The sequence below is a fragment of the Clostridium perfringens genome (genome assembly GCF_016027375.1).
GTDB lineage: Bacteria > Bacillota > Clostridia > Clostridiales > Clostridiaceae > Sarcina > Sarcina perfringens.
The window spans coordinates 1633114-1648139 of the sequence record NZ_CP065681.1; the positions used below are offsets into that span (position 1 = coordinate 1633114).

Genomic DNA, 15026 nt, shown 5'->3' on the forward strand with positions numbered 1-15026 from the left:
TTATAGTAGATAAAAGAAAATTGATATAAAGTGACATAGGCTTCCTAATAATATGAATATATGAAATATTTCATGGAATCCTAAGTTATTAAATTCAAGAAATTTTGGTTTAAGTGCATAAATTATTCCACCAATTGTATATATAACTCCACCTATTGCTAACCAAATTAATGCTAAAGCAGGTATGTTTTTGAAAAATGGAATAGCACCTAAAGAAATCCATCCCATTCCTATATACATAAGAGTAGAAAGAATTCTAGGACAATTAAACCAAACCATCTTAAATAAAATACCTAAAATCGTAAGAATTACTATTAAAGAAGTTATAAAAATTTGAGCTTTACCTTCAAGACCAATAAGACAATAAGGCATATAACTTCCGCAGATAAGTATAAAGATCATAGAATGGTCTAAACGTCTTAAAAATGCTATAGTTTTTTCCTTTGCATTAACTAAATGGTATATAGCAGAGGCACTATAAAGCAACACTAATGAAAAACCAAATAGAATAACTGATAAAAGTGGTAATCCAATCCCGTATATATAAGTAGCTTTAGCTGTTAGTGCCACTAAGGCGAATATTGATAAAATAGCACCAAATAAATGAGTAAAACCATTTATTGGCTCTCTAAAAAACGTATTTTTCATAACATACCTCCAAGGAAAAAGTTTTCAAGTAGTTTTCGAAACTACTTACTATCATATTACAATTATCCTTTAAATATAGGAATATATCAACCTTTAAATTAGGGAGAATTTTAATGATATGTAGATAATATTGCCAAATAGCTTGAATTTATTTTGATTTCCTTATAATATAATATATATAGGATGAAATGTAGTTTTAGAAACTATGTGATAAATTAAATGGAATGGAAGTGATTTTATGAATTTAAATGATTTATTAGAGAGTTTAAATTTAGATAATAATATTAATTTAGAGGATATACCAGAATTAGATTTATATATGGATCAAGTAATACAATTATTTGAAAATAAATTAGGTGGAAATAAGAGATTTGAAGAAGATAAGATTTTAACTAAAACTATGATTAACAATTATGCAAAGGGAAAATTGTTAATGGATATAAAAAATAAAAAGTATAGTAAGGAACATATTATACTTATGTGCTTTATATATAATATGAAGGGTATATTAGCCCTTAGTGATATAAAACTAGCTCTAGGAGATATTGTTGAGGGATATAATAAGGAAGAATTTAATTCAGAGGATATAAGAAAGCTCTATAAAATATATTTAAAGGGACAAGAAAAGAATATAGAAGATATAAAGCAGGAAATTAATATAGATTTAAATAATTTAGGAGAAGAATTTAATTCACTAGAAAGTAGTGAAAAGAAATTACTTTTATCTGCAATGCTTGTGGATAAAGCAAATATATATAAAAAACTAGCTGAAAAAATACTTGATAGTGAATAGACATTAAAACACATAAAATGTAACAATTTGTAATTGGTAGTCATAATATATATTAATCATATGATAAAACCTAGGAGGGTAAATTATGGATTATAAAGATTACCAATGTGATTCTCAAGGAATAGAATTAAATGAATTAGAAGAATTATTTGAAGATGCAAGATATAATAACTATCATCATAATCACTGTGATAACCATGACCATCACAATCATTGTGATCATCATGATCATTGCAATCATCATGATCATAATCATGGATGCTGTGATGATGGAAGAGATTGTTGTAAGAGACCTCAACCAAAACCAATTCCTAAGAAAGGAACTATTGAAGTACAATCTTTATTAGGATGTTCTGATGGTGAACCAATAAGTGGAATGCCAATAGAATTATATAAAGTAGATTGTAACACTGGTTTTGAACTTGTAGATTGTAAATATACAGATCGTTGTGGTAAGGTTTGTTTTAAATGTTTAGAAGATGGATTATATGCTGTTAAACAACCTGTAGACCGTTGCTACTTTGAAGCACCAGAATACTATCCATGCTATGAAGTATGTATTTCTCCAAGAAATAAATATGCTAAAGTAGTAATAATCAACAAATTAAGAGATAGGGAAGACTGTAATAGACCACCTATACGTTGTAGATGCAATAGTGAAGCAAGCTGTCAATAATTAGAATAAAATTATTTAGAAGCTCACAGAATATTCTGTGGGCTTTAATTTTTATAAATAAAATTATATAATAGCTATAGTTTAATTTTATTTCTAAAAAATTATATAGATTAAACAAAAGAAAGGAATTTGATATGATAATTAGAATTAAGTATTTTGATAAAGCAACTAAATTAAAAAAAATAACAAAGGGTAATTGGATAGATGTATATGCTAATAAGGATGTATTTGTTAAATGTGGAGAGAGAGCAATGGTACCTTTAGGATTTGCTTTAGAACTTCCAGAAGGATGGGAAGGACATTTAGCACCTAGAAGTTCAACTTTTAAAACTTGGGGAATTATACAAACTAATAGTGTTGGTGTTGTAGATGATACATATATAGGAGATAATGATCAGTGGCATATGCCTGTTTATTGCTTACAGGGAAAAGACATTGAAAGTGAGAATGGGGAAGAAGTTAAAGGAACTTGGATAAGAAAAGGGGATAAAATAGGTCAATTTAGAATTATGGAAGTTATGCCAGAAATAGAGTTTGAAGAGGTAGAATCCTTTGGAAACAAAGATCGTGGTGGATTTGGTACTACAGGAACAAAATAGATAAATAAAGAAATGGTGTATTAAAATAACTTTAAGAAATTTATTTTAATACACTCTTTTATTTAAGTTCAATTTAAAAGAGAATACATGGGAAATTTTTTTTAAAAGAACTTTCCATGCATTCTCTTTTTAGATTGTTATATGAATAAATTCTTTTATTATTTTATTCCTCAAGAGATTCAGAAAGCTCTTCCCAAGTAGCGTAAAGAGAATCTATTTCTTCTTGAACTGAATTAATTTCTTTATTTACTCTTACACTTTCCTCTGGATTTGAATAAACTTCCTCAGTACAAAGCATTCCTTGAAGTTTTTCAAGTTCTTCTTCTTTTTGAGGAATTAAATTTTCAACATCTCTAAGTTGAGCTCTTAAAGCTCTAGCTGATTTTTCAGCAGATTTTTTCTTTTTTCTTTCTTCTTTTATTTGTGTTTTTGTTTTACCTTGGTTTATTTCCTCATCAATATCTTCATATCTATTAGGATTAGCTTTCTTATCCATATAATAATTGTAATTTCCTAAGTATGTTTTAAGACCATTTTCTTGAAGTTCAACAATTTTGTTAATTACTTTATTTAGGAAGTATCTATCATGGGAAATTACTATTAAAGTTCCATCATAACTTAAAATTGCATCTTCTAGGGCTTCTCTAGACATAATATCTAAGTGATTTGTAGGCTCATCTAAGAGAAGAAGATTGGCCTTTGAAAGCATAAGTTTTAAAAGGTTTATCTTACACTTTTCACCACCACTTAATAGGGAAATTTCTTTAAATACATCATCACCAGTAAATAGGAAAGAAGCAAGATAATTTCTAACCTCAGTAGTAGTAAGATTAGGGAAGTCATCCCAAACTTCATCTATTATGGTTTTATGGAGATTTAAATTAGATTGCTCTTGGTCATAATATCCTGTAAATACGTTTTTACCAAGGGATACAGAACCAGAATCCTGTTTTAACATTCCCATTATTATTTTAAATAGAGTAGTCTTACCTCTACCATTTTCCCCTATTAGGGCAACCTTTTCTCCACGTTTTAAATCTAAATTTACATTTTCAAATAAAAGACTATCATAGCTCTTTTTTAGGTTTTCAATATGTAAAACATCATTTCCGCTTTTAACTAAGGTTTCAAAGCTTATTTTAGAAGCTTCTTTTATAACCTCTGGTGCCTCTAGACGATCCATTTTATCTAAAGCTTTTTGTCTACTTTCAGCAGCTCTAACACTTTTTTCTCTATTAAATGAACGGAACTTTTCTATAATTTCCTCTTGTCTTTTTATTTCTGCCTGTTGAAGATTATAAGCTTTTAATCTAGCTTCAATATCCTTTTTTCTAAGTTCAAGAAATTTTGTGTAGCTTGCATTATAACAATGTATCTTTCCACCAATAAGTTCAAAGGTTGTATTTGTTACAGAGTCTAAGAAAAATCTATCATGGGAAATAACAAAGACTGTTCCCTTATAACCATTAAGATATTCTTCAAGCCATTCTATAGCTTCTAAATCTAAGTGGTTTGTAGGCTCATCTAAAAGAAGTAAGTCTGGTTTTCTTAAAAGCAGTTTACAGAGTGCTAATCTAGTTTTTTGACCACCACTAAGGTTTATAATTTGATTGTTGAAATCTTCCTCTAAAAAACCTAAACCTTTAAGAACTCTAGAAATTTCTCCCCTAAAAGTATAACCGCCTCTATTTTCATAAAGTTCTTGAGATAAGGTATAATCCTTTATAAGTTTATTATGATATTCTTCATTTGAAGCATCATAAGGTTCATTAAGTTTTTCTTCTAAGGTTTTAATTTTATCTTCAAGTTCCGTTAAAGATGAGAATACAGAAAGCATCTCATCATAAATAGTATTTTCACTATCTAAAGATAAATTCTGAGAGAGATATCCTAGGGTTTTGTTTTTATCTAAAAATAATTCACCACTATCATAATCTAGTTGCTTGGTAAGAATTTTAAATAAGGTTGATTTACCTTCTCCATTTGGTCCTATTAAACCAACCTTGTCACCTTCATTTATATTAAATGTTATATCTCTTAAAATCTCATCAATACCAAAACTTTTAGTTAAGTGTCTACAGCTTAAAATAATCATTTTAAAACTCCTATCATCGAATTTATAGTATTAATCACATACAATTATACTAATAATGAAGAATTTCATCAAATTAAATGTTTGCTTAGAAAGGATTTCATTAAATCCTTATGTTTTAAGAACCTAATTTAAACCTTTAGAATAATATATACCATTGGAGTGATGTGTTATGAATAATAATTTTAGAGAATTGTTTATAGGCGTTGATGAAGAAATAACTATTTATAATGGAAAAAAGATAGTACCAATTAATCTTGACAATGCAGCTACTACACCTGCTTTAAAGGAAGGATTAAAATGCGTTAGTGACATGTTGCATGTATATAGTTCCATTGGAAGAGGAAAAGGATATAAAGCAAATTTTTGTAATGAATTTTATGAAAACTCAAGAAAAAAGATTTTAGAGTTTTTTAATGTTAAGAATACAGAGGATTATACTGTAATATATGTAAAAAATGCTACTGAAGGGTTGAATCTTTTAGCACATTCTTTAGGAAACAAAAAGGATTATATAATAAGCACTAGAATGGAACATCATGCAAATGATTTGCCTTGGAGAGAAAATAGCAATATTTTATATGCTGAAGTGGATGAACTAGGACTTTTAAAAAAAGAAAAGATAGAAGAATTAATTAAAAAACACAAAGGAAAAGTAAAATACTTAACAATAACAGGTGCCTCTAATGTAACAGGATATTTAAATCCAATAAATGAAATAGCAAAAATGGCTCATGATAATGGAATTAAAATAATAGTAGATGCAGCTCAGTTAGTTGCTCATAAGCCAATAAATATAGGGGGAACTGGAAATAATGATCACATAGATTTTCTAGTTTTCTCAGCTCATAAAATGTATGCTCCCTTTGGAACAGGGGTAATTATTGCATTAAAAGAGCTTATAAAAGATAAAGATCCATTATTAAAAGGTGGAGGAGCAGTGGACTTAGTTTCAGATAATAAGGTCTTTTTAGATAGTGAGCCAGAGCGTTTTGAAGCAGGAACCCCTAATATAATAGGAGTATGTTCACTTTTATCATCAATTAAAGTAATAAAATCTATAGGTTTTGACAAAATAGAATTATTAGAGGAAAACTTGAAAAAAACTTTGTTAGATGGCTTAAAAGGTATGCCAGATATAATAACATATGGAGATTCTAATTATAAAAATAGAATAGGAGTAGTTGTCTTTAATGTTAAAGATATCCACCATGATGTAATATCAGAAAGGTTAGCTAACCTTAGGGGAATATCTATTAGAAATGGAACTTTTTGTGCTCATCCTTATGTTAGAAGGCTTTTAAACCTTAAGGATGAAGAATTTTCAAAATATGCTTATAGCAATAAGCCTAGACCAGGTATGTTAAGAGTAAGTTTAGGATTATATAATACTAAAGAAGAAATAGAGGAATTTTTAAATACCTTAGAAATAGTAAAAGAAAAAGATTTTAGACTATAAAATTTATTCTAAATAAATTCTTAAGTTTTCATATATAAGAATTTATTTAGAATTTTTTTATGTAAAATCACAGAAATAAAAAGAAATTTTTGATATTATAAATTATGTAATTAATCTTATATTAAATTAAAAAATAAAAGTTATATATTCTATTTAGAAGTTATTTTACTAGTTTAATTTAATAGGTTGCAGAACATTATAAATACTTATCTTTTGTGGAATATACAAGAGATATTTTAGAAAGAAGGAGAAAAATATGAAAAGTCCATCAGAATATCATAAGGAAGGATATACTTGTGCAGAGGCTATTATAAAATCTTATAATGAAGAATTTAATAAGGATATACCAGTATCTTTAGGAAGTGGCATGGGAACAGGAATGGCTGTTGGAAGTTTATGCGGAGCCGTAAATGGAGCAGTTGTAGCTATTGGTTTCATAAAAGGAAGAGAGAGTAATGATGAGAAAAATGAGGCCAGAGCTTATTCAAAGGAACTTCTAAATAGAATAAGAGAAGAGTTTAATTCAGAAATTTGTTTAGACTTAAAGAAAAGTAAGGTAAGTTGTGCAGAAATAATAGATTTTGCATATGATACTTTAAAGGATGTTCTTAAAGAAAAATAAAAGACATGCAGAAAATGCATGTCTTTTATTAAATGTAGGTAATTGAGTAAAATAATATTTATAAAACAAAACTATGATAAAGAGGAAGAGAATCTCTATCCTCAAAATCGCTAATTAATGGCTTAAGATATAATAAACCTTCTTCGGTTATATTATTACCTTCTTCATTTATCCATTCACTTGGAAAATATTTTATATTATTAGCTATTTTATCAGCTTCAATTAAAAAAGTAGAGCTTTTATATGGGAATGAAGAATCTCTTCTTATAGCAACCATATAACCACCTTCTGAATTAATAGAAGCTTCTAAGGCAGCTTGTCCTACCATAACAGCTTCATTTACATCTATTTTAGATGAAGCATGCATAGAACATCTTTGTAGAGTATTAAGTTCTAGAGATTTAACTCTATGTGTTATACTAGCTTGGATTATTAGGTTCTTTAAGTAAGTACCTACACCACCTAATTGAGCATGTCCAAATGAATCGTCATTTGGTGCAGTTTCAGTAAGAAACTTTCCATTTTCATCTTTTAATCCTTCAGAAGCTACTATATATACATGTTTTTTTTCTTTAAATATTCTAGCTACATCAGTTAAAAAGCTTTGTACTGAAAATGCTCTTTCAGGTAAATATACTAAATCAGCACATTTATTCCCGTTTATAGTTGCTAAGGCACCAGAAGCTGCTAACCAACCTGTATCTCTTCCCATAGTTTCAATTATGAAAATTCCATTATTAGTATAAACTTTTGAGTCTAAATAAGTTTCTAAAACTGCTGTAGATATGAATTTTGCAGCGCTACCAAATCCTGGAGTGTGATCTGTGTGCATTAAATCATTATCTATTGTTTTAGGGATTCCAAAGAATTTTATATCTATATTTTTAGCTTTTGCAAAAGCATTTAATTTAGCAGTAGTATCCATTGAGTCATTTCCACCTACATAAAAGAAAGCTTTTATATTAAGTGAGTTTAAAATATCTAAAAGTTTTAAGTACTCATCTTCACTTTCGCTAAGAGGTTTTAATTTATATCTACAAGAACCTAAACCAGAGGCTGGTGAATTTTTAAATCTTTCTAATTGAAGTTCATCAAGGTCTGAAAGGTTTATTATTTTCTTATTTAAAATACCTTCTATTCCGTTTAATCCACCATAAACATTCTCATATAAATTAAGTTTTTTATTTGCTTTAACTAGACCATAAACACTAGCATTTATTACTGAAGTAGGTCCGCCAGACTGAGCTATAATACAATTCATTTGAAAAATCTCTCCTTTTATTATGCACATTTATATAAAAAAGGTTAAATGTGCTATACTATTAAACTTAATAACGTACTCTATTTCATAATATACACTACTTTAATATTTCTTGTCAAATAGAAATATTAAAATTTTAATTTAAATTGAATTTGAAAATAATTCGTATTTATTTTGAGGATTTTAAAAAACATAGGGTTTTATTAAATTTTTTAAAAAATTAATTGATATTTTAATTAAAAAAAATAAATGGAGTTTTATTTAAATATTGGGTAACTTATTAAAGAAATTATCAAGAAAGTATTAAGAAAAATTAACAATGATTAAAGAAATATTTCTATTTTATTCATTTTTTGGTTGATTTTTGTTCACATAGTGCTATAATTAGTAATCGAGAGGTGAATTTTTTATGAACAAAAAAATCTTAATAGCAAGCCATGGCAAGTTGGCAGGGGGAATTCAGAGCTCCTTAAATATACTTGCAGATAAGGGTGATGATGTAGAAGTTATAAATGCATATATCACTGATGAGGATTACACTCCACAAATTGTAAATTTTATCGAGAGCATTGGGGAGAATGAGCAAGGTATAATATTTACTGACTTATTTGGCGGTAGTGTTAATCAAAAAGCAGTAACACAAGTTGCAACTGCTAAAAAGGAAAATATTTTTATAATTTCTAATGCTAATTTAGCAATAGTATTATCAATATTATTTTCTGCTGAAGATGAGTTAACAGAGGAGTCTATAAAAAATGCTATAGATGAAGCTCAAGTAACTCTTGTTTCAACAAAGTTATCTAGTGATGATGAGGATGACTTTTTCTAGATATTAAGAAATTAAAAACCAATATCTAACAATACCCTTTAAGAAAACGATTAATTATATTTATATGAAATAATAAATTTTTTTAAAGTAATAGTAATCGTTTAAAAAGAAAAAATTAACAAAATAGTATTTTGAATTTTAGGAGGAAAAAATTATGATAACTCAAATACGTGTAGATGACCGTTTAATACATGGACAAGTAGCAGTAGTATGGACAAAGGAGCTAAATGCACCACTTTTAGTAGTAGCAAATGATGAGGCTGCAAAAAATGAAGTTATGCAAATGACTTTAAAAATGGCTGTACCAAATGGAATGAAACTTTTAATTCGTTCAGTTGAGGATGCTATAAAAGTTTTTAATGATCCTCGTGGTAAGGATAAAAGAATGTTTGTTATAGTAAACAGTGTATCAGATGCTACAAAGATTGCTAAAGAAGTTAGTGATATAGAATCTGTAAACGTTGCTAATGCAGGACGTTTTGACAAATCTAATCCAAAAGACAAAGTAATGGTATTTTCAAGTGTTCAATTAAATCCAGATGAATTAAAAGCTGCTAAGGAATTATCAGAGCTAACTAATGTTAAATCTTATAATCAAGTATTACCATCAAATCCACAGCTTGATTTAAAGAAAGCTTTAGCACAATTTTAATATAATATTTGATTAAATAAACTAGACTTAGTTTAAATTAAAATTTTAGAATAGTTTATAAATCGATTTACATTGAATTTAAAAAAAATAAAGCTTAATAGAGCTTTTAGAAGTAAATATTAAAAAACTAAATATTTTTAGGGGGTAAAAAATATGTTGATGCATGCTTTAATGGCAGCACTAAGTGTATTTATCTGTTTTGCTGGTAACTACTTAACAGGACAAAGTATGATGGAACGTCCTTTAGTAGTAGGTCTTGTAACTGGTATATTAATGGGAGATATGAAAACAGGTATATTAATGGGGGCAGCTTTAGAAGCCGTATTCCTAGGAAATGTTAATATAGGTGGGGTTATAGCAGCGGAACCAGTTACTGCAACTACCTTAGCAACAACTTTTGCAATTATTTCTCATGTTGAAACAAAGGCAGCAATTACACTAGCTATACCTATTGGTATGTTAGCAGCTTTTGTTGTTATGTTCTTAAAAAACGTTTTAATGAATGTTTTTGCACCTGCTTTAGACGATGCTGCTAGAGAAAACAATCAAAAGAAAATAGTAGCACTTCATTACGGTACATGGGCATTATATTATCTTATAATATCAGCTATATCTTTCTTAGGTGTATTACTTGGAAGTGGTCCTGTAAATGCCTTAGTAGAAAATATACCTGCTAAACTAATGAATGGATTAAGCGCCGCTGGTGGACTTTTACCTGCAGTTGGTTTTGCAATGTTAATGAAATTACTTTGGGATAATAAATTAGCAGTATTTTATCTATTAGGATTTATTCTTACAGCTTACTTAAAACTGCCAGCTGTTGCAGTAGCAGTGGTGGGAGTTGTAATATGCGTTGTAACTTCACAAAGGGATTTACAGATTTCAAATCTTGTCCTTGCAGGTCCTAAAGGATCTGGACAGATGACCAAAGAAGATGAAGAGGAGGAATTTTTTGCGTAATGAAGATGAAGGAAAACTTATCAATTGAAGATAAAAAAATGTTACGTTCAGTATTTTGGCGTTCTTGGACTATGAATGCTAGCCGTACTGGTGCTACACAATATCATGCAGTGGGAGTTATATATACTCTTTTACCTGTAATAAATAGATTTTATAAAACTAAAGAGGAAAGATCAGAAGCTTTAGTTCGTCATACTACTTGGTTTAATGCTACTATGCATTTAAACAATTTTATTATGGGACTTGTATCTGCTATGGAACGTCAAAATAGTGAAGATGAAAACTTTGATTCAAGTTCAATTACTGCTGTAAAGGCCTCATTAATGGGACCGCTTTCAGGAATAGGTGATTCTTTTTTCTGGGGAATTTTAAGAGTTGTTGCAGCAGGTATAGGTATATCATTAGCTAGTACAGGCTCACCTTTAGGGGCAATAGTATTTTTATTATTATATAATATTCCAGCATTTTTAATACATTATTATGCACTTTATAGTGGATATTCAGTAGGTGCAAACTTTATACAAAAATTGTATGAAAGTGGCGGTATGAAAATATTAACTAAAGCTTCAAGCATACTTGGTCTTATTATGATGGGTTCTATGACTGCATCAAATGTTAAGTTCAAAACTATACTTCAAGTTGCTGTAGAAGGAAGCGACAAGCCTATTATGATTCAAGAATATTTGAATCAGTTATTCATTGGTATAGTTCCATTATGTGTAACTTTACTTGCATTCTACCTTTTACGTAAAAAAGTTAACATAAACATGGTAATGTTTGGTGTTATGTTCTTAGGTATAATATTAGGTTTATTAGGAATATGCTAAAATATACTTATAAGAATTCAGTGGTTTAAATACAATGGATTTTGTTTTAGTTTTTGATTAGATAGTATGTGTGGATAATTTCTACTAAAAAATGAAATTATAAAAAGGATATATTATGGTTGCAAAGATGCAATTTTAATATATCCTTTTGTATTTAAATTTATAATTAATTTTTAAATCATAAGTAAGACTAGATCAGTTTAATACTCCAATTTAGAAATATATTTTATACAAGTTTTTTTATGTGATATAATTTATATTAATGATTTAAATATTTGTTTAGGAGATTGTTATGGAAGTAAAAGAAATATTTAAAGCTAATGGTGTTAAAGTTACCAAAGCTAGATTATTAATATATGATTTGTTAAAGGAAAGTGATAGAAGTGTTACTGCCGATTATATATATAGTAAATGTAAAGAGATAAATTTATCTACTGTCTATAGAACTCTAGAGGTATTTTTAGAGAAGGATTTAGTAGATAAGTTTGAATTAGGAGATGGAAAAAGTTCTTATAAATTAAAGAATAGAAATATTCATAAGCATATTTTAGAATGTGATTTATGTCATAAAGAAATAGAAGTTCCATGTCCTATGCAACAGATTGAGGAGCTTTTAAGAAATCAAACAGGATTTAAAGTAAAAGAGCATAATCTTACTTTAAAGGGTATATGTGAAGAGTGTATAAATAATAAGAAAAAATAATTTTAAAATAGAATATTTACTTCAAAATTATAAGTATATGAATATTTATAATTTTGATATTTTATTTATAATTAATACTAGATTAAATAATAAATTATAGGCTATGAAGTAGTGAATAAAAATATTCATTATTTTATAGCTTTTTTTATTAAATTGTATGAACTTACAAAAAAGAAAATATAAAGAAAATCTTAATAAAAACTAAAATTTTTTCATTGTTTAAAGTATTTAGATTACTTAAAATGGGTTTAAAAAGGAGGGAATTATATGATAAAGTTTGATAAAAAAAAGAAGAATAATATTACTATAGTAAATATATATAATTTTATAAGAAAAACTGTTTATCCAAGTGGTGAATTTGTTGAAGATGATTTTCAGACAGTAGTTAGAGAGATTGAGTTAATAAAACAATATGGGTTTCCTGCAACCTATGCATTAAAACATGATGCTTTAATGGATGAAAGATTTGTAAACCTTATAAAAGAATCCATAGATGAATATGACGAAGTTGGAGCTTGGTTTGAGATAACTGAGGAATTAGCAAAGAAGGCCGGTGTTAAATGGAAGGGGGAAACTCCTATTGATGACCATGTTCATAGGGGATATTCACTAGGATACAGCCCAGAGGATAGATTTAAAATGGCTGATGTTTACATGGATGATTTTAAGTGTATATTTGGATACTATCCTAAGACAGTTGGTTCTTGGGTTATAGATATAAGAACTTTAACATATTTAAAGGAGAAGTATGGAGTAATAGGAGGGGCTATTTGTAGAGATCAAATTGGAACTGATGGATTTACTCTTTGGGGAGGATATTTTAATCAAGCCTATTATCCAAGTAAGTTAAATGAATATATTCCAGCTCAAAGGGAAGAAATGCAATTAGATTTACCTTTATTTAGGCTTTTAGGACCAGATCCAATTTATAATTTTGAAGAGGGATTACGAGAAGAGTTAAAAGGAGTCCATACTTTAGAGCCAGCATGGATAATTGGACAAAATAAAGAATGGGTTCATTGGTTTTTTGAGTGTTTAAATGAAGAGGAGACCTTAGGATTTTCTTATGCTCAGGTAGGACAGGAAAATACATTTTTATGGAATACCATGTATAAGGGATATGAAGTTCAAATAGAACATATATTCAATTTGCAAAAGGAGAAAAAGCTTAGAGTTGAAACCTTAGCTGAAAGTGCTCTTTGGTATAAGAAGAAATATAAATTAACTCCACCTACTACCTTTGGGGCTAAAAAGGATTGGAACACTTATAATATGAAAACTTTGTGGTATAACAGTAGATTTTATAGAAGTAGTTTTTTATTTGAAAATAATGTTTTAAGTATAAGAGATATTCATTTATTTAATGAAAATTATGAATCAAGATATTATGATAACTATTTAGATGATAATGAAAGTGTATTTGATGCATTGCCTTTAATGAGACCTCATTACTGGAAAAATGAAATAGATGAAAGACCAGAAATAAGCTTTGTTAAATTAAAAAGAATTGGTGTATATGAAAAAATTAAAGGAGATACCATAGATTTTAAAGGGATTAATGAGGATAAATGCAAAATAACATGGGATTTAAATCATGAGGAAAGCATAAAAATACTTTGCTATGAAGATAAGATAAGTATTAAATTTAATGTGAAAGATTCTAAAGAATGTATGCTTTGTATAAATACCTTACCTGTTCTTCAGGAATTAAATTTAAATACTATTTTATGTAAACATAATGATTTTAAATATAAAATCTCCTTAATTAAGGGAGAATTCTCAGTAGATGAAGAATATAAGATATTAATAATTCCAGAGGCGGGGGAAATACTTTTAGATTTAAATACTATTTGTGAAAAACCTAAGGAAAAAGAGTTCTTTACTGATGAATATTTAAAAAATAGAGAAGAGATAGATGGATATGTACCAGAATATAAAAGGTATAAGAAAGGTAGTAAGGTTAAACTTAGAGCCTTTAGACCAATTGTAAATATAGATACTTTACTTATGAATAAACCATTTTCTCAAGAAATTCTTTTAGGAAAAAGAGATAAAAAGGGAGAGATTAGATATACTTTAGATGGAAGTGAGCCAAATGAGAAATCCTTATTATATGAAGAGCCAATAGTTGTTAATGATAGAGCTTTTATAAAAGCTAAGGTTTTTAAAGAAGGATACAAGCCTAGTAACACTGTGGAAAGTAGAATATATGTAACTTTGCCAATAGCTAATATTAAAGGATTAACTAAGCCTACAGACCACTATATGTACAATAAAAGAGGAGTTTATGATTTAATAGATGGTGAAAAGGGAAGTTTACATTATACTGATGGAAAATGGCTTGGGTATACAGAAGATATGGAAGTAATAGTTGACTTAGGAGAAGTAAAAGAAATAAAAGAAATAATGGTTGGATTTTTACAAGACACAAGAGCTTGGATTTACTATCCTAAGTTTGTAGAGTTTTATTCTTCATTAGATGGAGAAGAGTTTACTTTATTAACAATGGAAGAAAAGGATAAGAATGAAAAAAGAGAAGAAGTAGGAAAAAAGGACATTACATCACAAAGAGAAATTAAGACTAGGTATATTAAAATATTTGCAAAGAATGAAGAGGTATGTCCAGCTTGGAGTATAATGCCTGGAGAGGGTCCTACCTTTATGTTTGTTGATCAAGTTACAGTAATATAAAGAGATTAATAGCAATAAAATTTGAAGGTTTTAAAGCTATTTAAAAGGAAAATTTTGTTCCTTTATAAATATATATAGGTAATATATTATTTAAAATACAGATGTATATTTAGGTTTTAGATATGTTATCATATCTAAAACTTAAATTAATTTACAAGAAATTAAGGCTAAAAATATAAATTTAAATTATTATATATAAAATAATTTTATATAT

At 28.0% G+C, this 15026-nt stretch carries 14 protein-coding genes; 11 read left to right on the plus strand and 3 right to left on the minus strand.

Going from position 1 to position 15026, the window contains the following annotated elements; all coding sequences use genetic code 11:
- Nucleotides 1-648 (minus strand): PAQR family membrane homeostasis protein TrhA, encoded by a 648-nt coding sequence (trhA, locus tag I6G60_RS07980; protein ID WP_003481593.1) that lies wholly within the window; start codon nt 646-648, stop codon nt 1-3.
- 238 nt (nt 649-886) lie between these two features.
- On the opposite strand from trhA, the gene I6G60_RS07985 reads away from it, so the two are divergent.
- The 3 genes from I6G60_RS07985 to I6G60_RS07995 all read left to right on the plus strand — a co-directional run bounded on the left by I6G60_RS07985 (nt 887) and on the right by I6G60_RS07995 (nt 2716).
- A complete protein-coding gene (locus I6G60_RS07985; protein ID WP_003454691.1) occupies nt 887-1441 on the plus strand; it encodes a DUF1836 domain-containing protein in 555 nt (184 codons plus the stop codon).
- Between the two features lie 85 nt (nt 1442-1526).
- The gene (locus I6G60_RS07990) at nt 1527-2117 is read left to right on the plus strand and encodes a hypothetical protein (protein WP_003463726.1); all 591 of its coding nucleotides are present in this window, start codon (nt 1527-1529) and stop codon (nt 2115-2117) included.
- A gap of 134 nt (nt 2118-2251) precedes the next feature.
- Entirely contained in the window at nt 2252-2716 is a 465-nt protein-coding gene (locus tag I6G60_RS07995; protein WP_003468316.1) for a dUTP diphosphatase, read from the plus strand.
- Between the two features lie 163 nt (nt 2717-2879).
- Here the strand turns inward: I6G60_RS07995 and abc-f are convergent, their stop codons facing one another.
- Nucleotides 2880-4811: a ribosomal protection-like ABC-F family protein gene (abc-f, locus tag I6G60_RS08000; RefSeq protein WP_003457209.1), complete on the minus strand. Its 1932-nt coding sequence runs from the start codon at nt 4809-4811 to the stop codon at nt 2880-2882.
- A 169-nt stretch (nt 4812-4980) separates the two neighbouring features.
- Between abc-f and I6G60_RS08005 the strand changes: the two genes are divergently transcribed.
- Nucleotides 4981-6267 (plus strand): aminotransferase class V-fold PLP-dependent enzyme, encoded by a 1287-nt coding sequence (locus I6G60_RS08005; RefSeq protein ID WP_011010462.1) that lies wholly within the window; start codon nt 4981-4983, stop codon nt 6265-6267.
- Nucleotides 6268-6523: 256 nt separating this feature from the next.
- Nucleotides 6524-6889, plus strand: coding sequence for a C-GCAxxG-C-C family protein (locus I6G60_RS08010; RefSeq protein WP_003454615.1), 366 nt, complete (start codon nt 6524-6526; stop codon nt 6887-6889).
- Nucleotides 6890-6947: 58 nt separating this feature from the next.
- On the opposite strand, the gene I6G60_RS08015 is transcribed toward I6G60_RS08010, so the two are convergent.
- Nucleotides 6948-8150, minus strand: coding sequence for a 6-phosphofructokinase (locus tag I6G60_RS08015; RefSeq protein WP_011590853.1), 1203 nt, complete (start codon nt 8148-8150; stop codon nt 6948-6950).
- Between the two features lie 409 nt (nt 8151-8559).
- On the opposite strand from I6G60_RS08015, the gene I6G60_RS08020 reads away from it, so the two are divergent.
- From I6G60_RS08020 to I6G60_RS08045, 6 genes are all read left to right on the plus strand, one after another.
- Nucleotides 8560-8979, plus strand: a complete 420-nt coding sequence (locus tag I6G60_RS08020; RefSeq protein WP_003454549.1) for a PTS sugar transporter subunit IIA — start codon at nt 8560-8562, stop codon at nt 8977-8979.
- Between the two features lie 154 nt (nt 8980-9133).
- Entirely contained in the window at nt 9134-9631 is a 498-nt protein-coding gene (locus tag I6G60_RS08025) for a PTS system mannose/fructose/N-acetylgalactosamine-transporter subunit IIB (protein WP_003454565.1), read from the plus strand.
- A gap of 153 nt (nt 9632-9784) precedes the next feature.
- Nucleotides 9785-10591: a PTS mannose/fructose/sorbose/N-acetylgalactosamine transporter subunit IIC gene (locus tag I6G60_RS08030; protein WP_003454617.1), complete on the plus strand. Its 807-nt coding sequence runs from the start codon at nt 9785-9787 to the stop codon at nt 10589-10591.
- The gene (locus I6G60_RS08035) at nt 10591-11418 is read left to right on the plus strand and encodes a PTS system mannose/fructose/sorbose family transporter subunit IID (RefSeq protein WP_003457176.1); all 828 of its coding nucleotides are present in this window, start codon (nt 10591-10593) and stop codon (nt 11416-11418) included. The genes I6G60_RS08030 and I6G60_RS08035 overlap by 1 nt, the downstream gene beginning before the upstream one ends.
- A 292-nt stretch (nt 11419-11710) precedes the next feature.
- Nucleotides 11711-12121: a Fur family transcriptional regulator gene (locus I6G60_RS08040; protein WP_003454598.1), complete on the plus strand. Its 411-nt coding sequence runs from the start codon at nt 11711-11713 to the stop codon at nt 12119-12121.
- Between the two features lie 267 nt (nt 12122-12388).
- On the plus strand, nt 12389-14812 hold the full coding sequence (locus I6G60_RS08045) for an FN3 associated domain-containing protein (protein ID WP_011590852.1): 2424 nt from the start codon (nt 12389-12391) through the stop codon (nt 14810-14812).
- Nucleotides 14813-15026: the final 214 nt, after the last annotated feature.

Excerpts from the sequence above, each read along its gene's own strand:
- trhA (WP_003481593.1), bottom strand. The coding sequence starts at position 648 with ATGAAAAATACGTTTTTTAGAGAGCCAATAAATGGTTTTACTCATTTA.
- I6G60_RS08035 (WP_003457176.1), top strand. The coding sequence starts at position 10,591 with ATGAAGATGAAGGAAAACTTATCAATTGAAGATAAAAAAATGTTACGT.
- I6G60_RS08025 (WP_003454565.1), top strand. The coding sequence starts at position 9,134 with ATGATAACTCAAATACGTGTAGATGACCGTTTAATACATGGACAAGTA.
- I6G60_RS07995 (WP_003468316.1), top strand. The coding sequence starts at position 2,252 with ATGATAATTAGAATTAAGTATTTTGATAAAGCAACTAAATTAAAAAAA.
- abc-f (WP_003457209.1), bottom strand. The coding sequence starts at position 4,811 with ATGATTATTTTAAGCTGTAGACACTTAACTAAAAGTTTTGGTATTGAT.
- I6G60_RS08010 (WP_003454615.1), top strand. The coding sequence starts at position 6,524 with ATGAAAAGTCCATCAGAATATCATAAGGAAGGATATACTTGTGCAGAG.
- I6G60_RS08040 (WP_003454598.1), top strand. The coding sequence starts at position 11,711 with ATGGAAGTAAAAGAAATATTTAAAGCTAATGGTGTTAAAGTTACCAAA.
- I6G60_RS07985 (WP_003454691.1), top strand. The coding sequence starts at position 887 with ATGAATTTAAATGATTTATTAGAGAGTTTAAATTTAGATAATAATATT.
- I6G60_RS08020 (WP_003454549.1), top strand. The coding sequence starts at position 8,560 with ATGAACAAAAAAATCTTAATAGCAAGCCATGGCAAGTTGGCAGGGGGA.
- I6G60_RS08005 (WP_011010462.1), top strand. The coding sequence starts at position 4,981 with ATGAATAATAATTTTAGAGAATTGTTTATAGGCGTTGATGAAGAAATA.
- I6G60_RS08030 (WP_003454617.1), top strand. The coding sequence starts at position 9,785 with ATGTTGATGCATGCTTTAATGGCAGCACTAAGTGTATTTATCTGTTTT.
- I6G60_RS07990 (WP_003463726.1), top strand. The coding sequence starts at position 1,527 with ATGGATTATAAAGATTACCAATGTGATTCTCAAGGAATAGAATTAAAT.
- I6G60_RS08015 (WP_011590853.1), bottom strand. The coding sequence starts at position 8,150 with ATGAATTGTATTATAGCTCAGTCTGGCGGACCTACTTCAGTAATAAAT.
- I6G60_RS08045 (WP_011590852.1), top strand. The coding sequence starts at position 12,389 with ATGATAAAGTTTGATAAAAAAAAGAAGAATAATATTACTATAGTAAAT.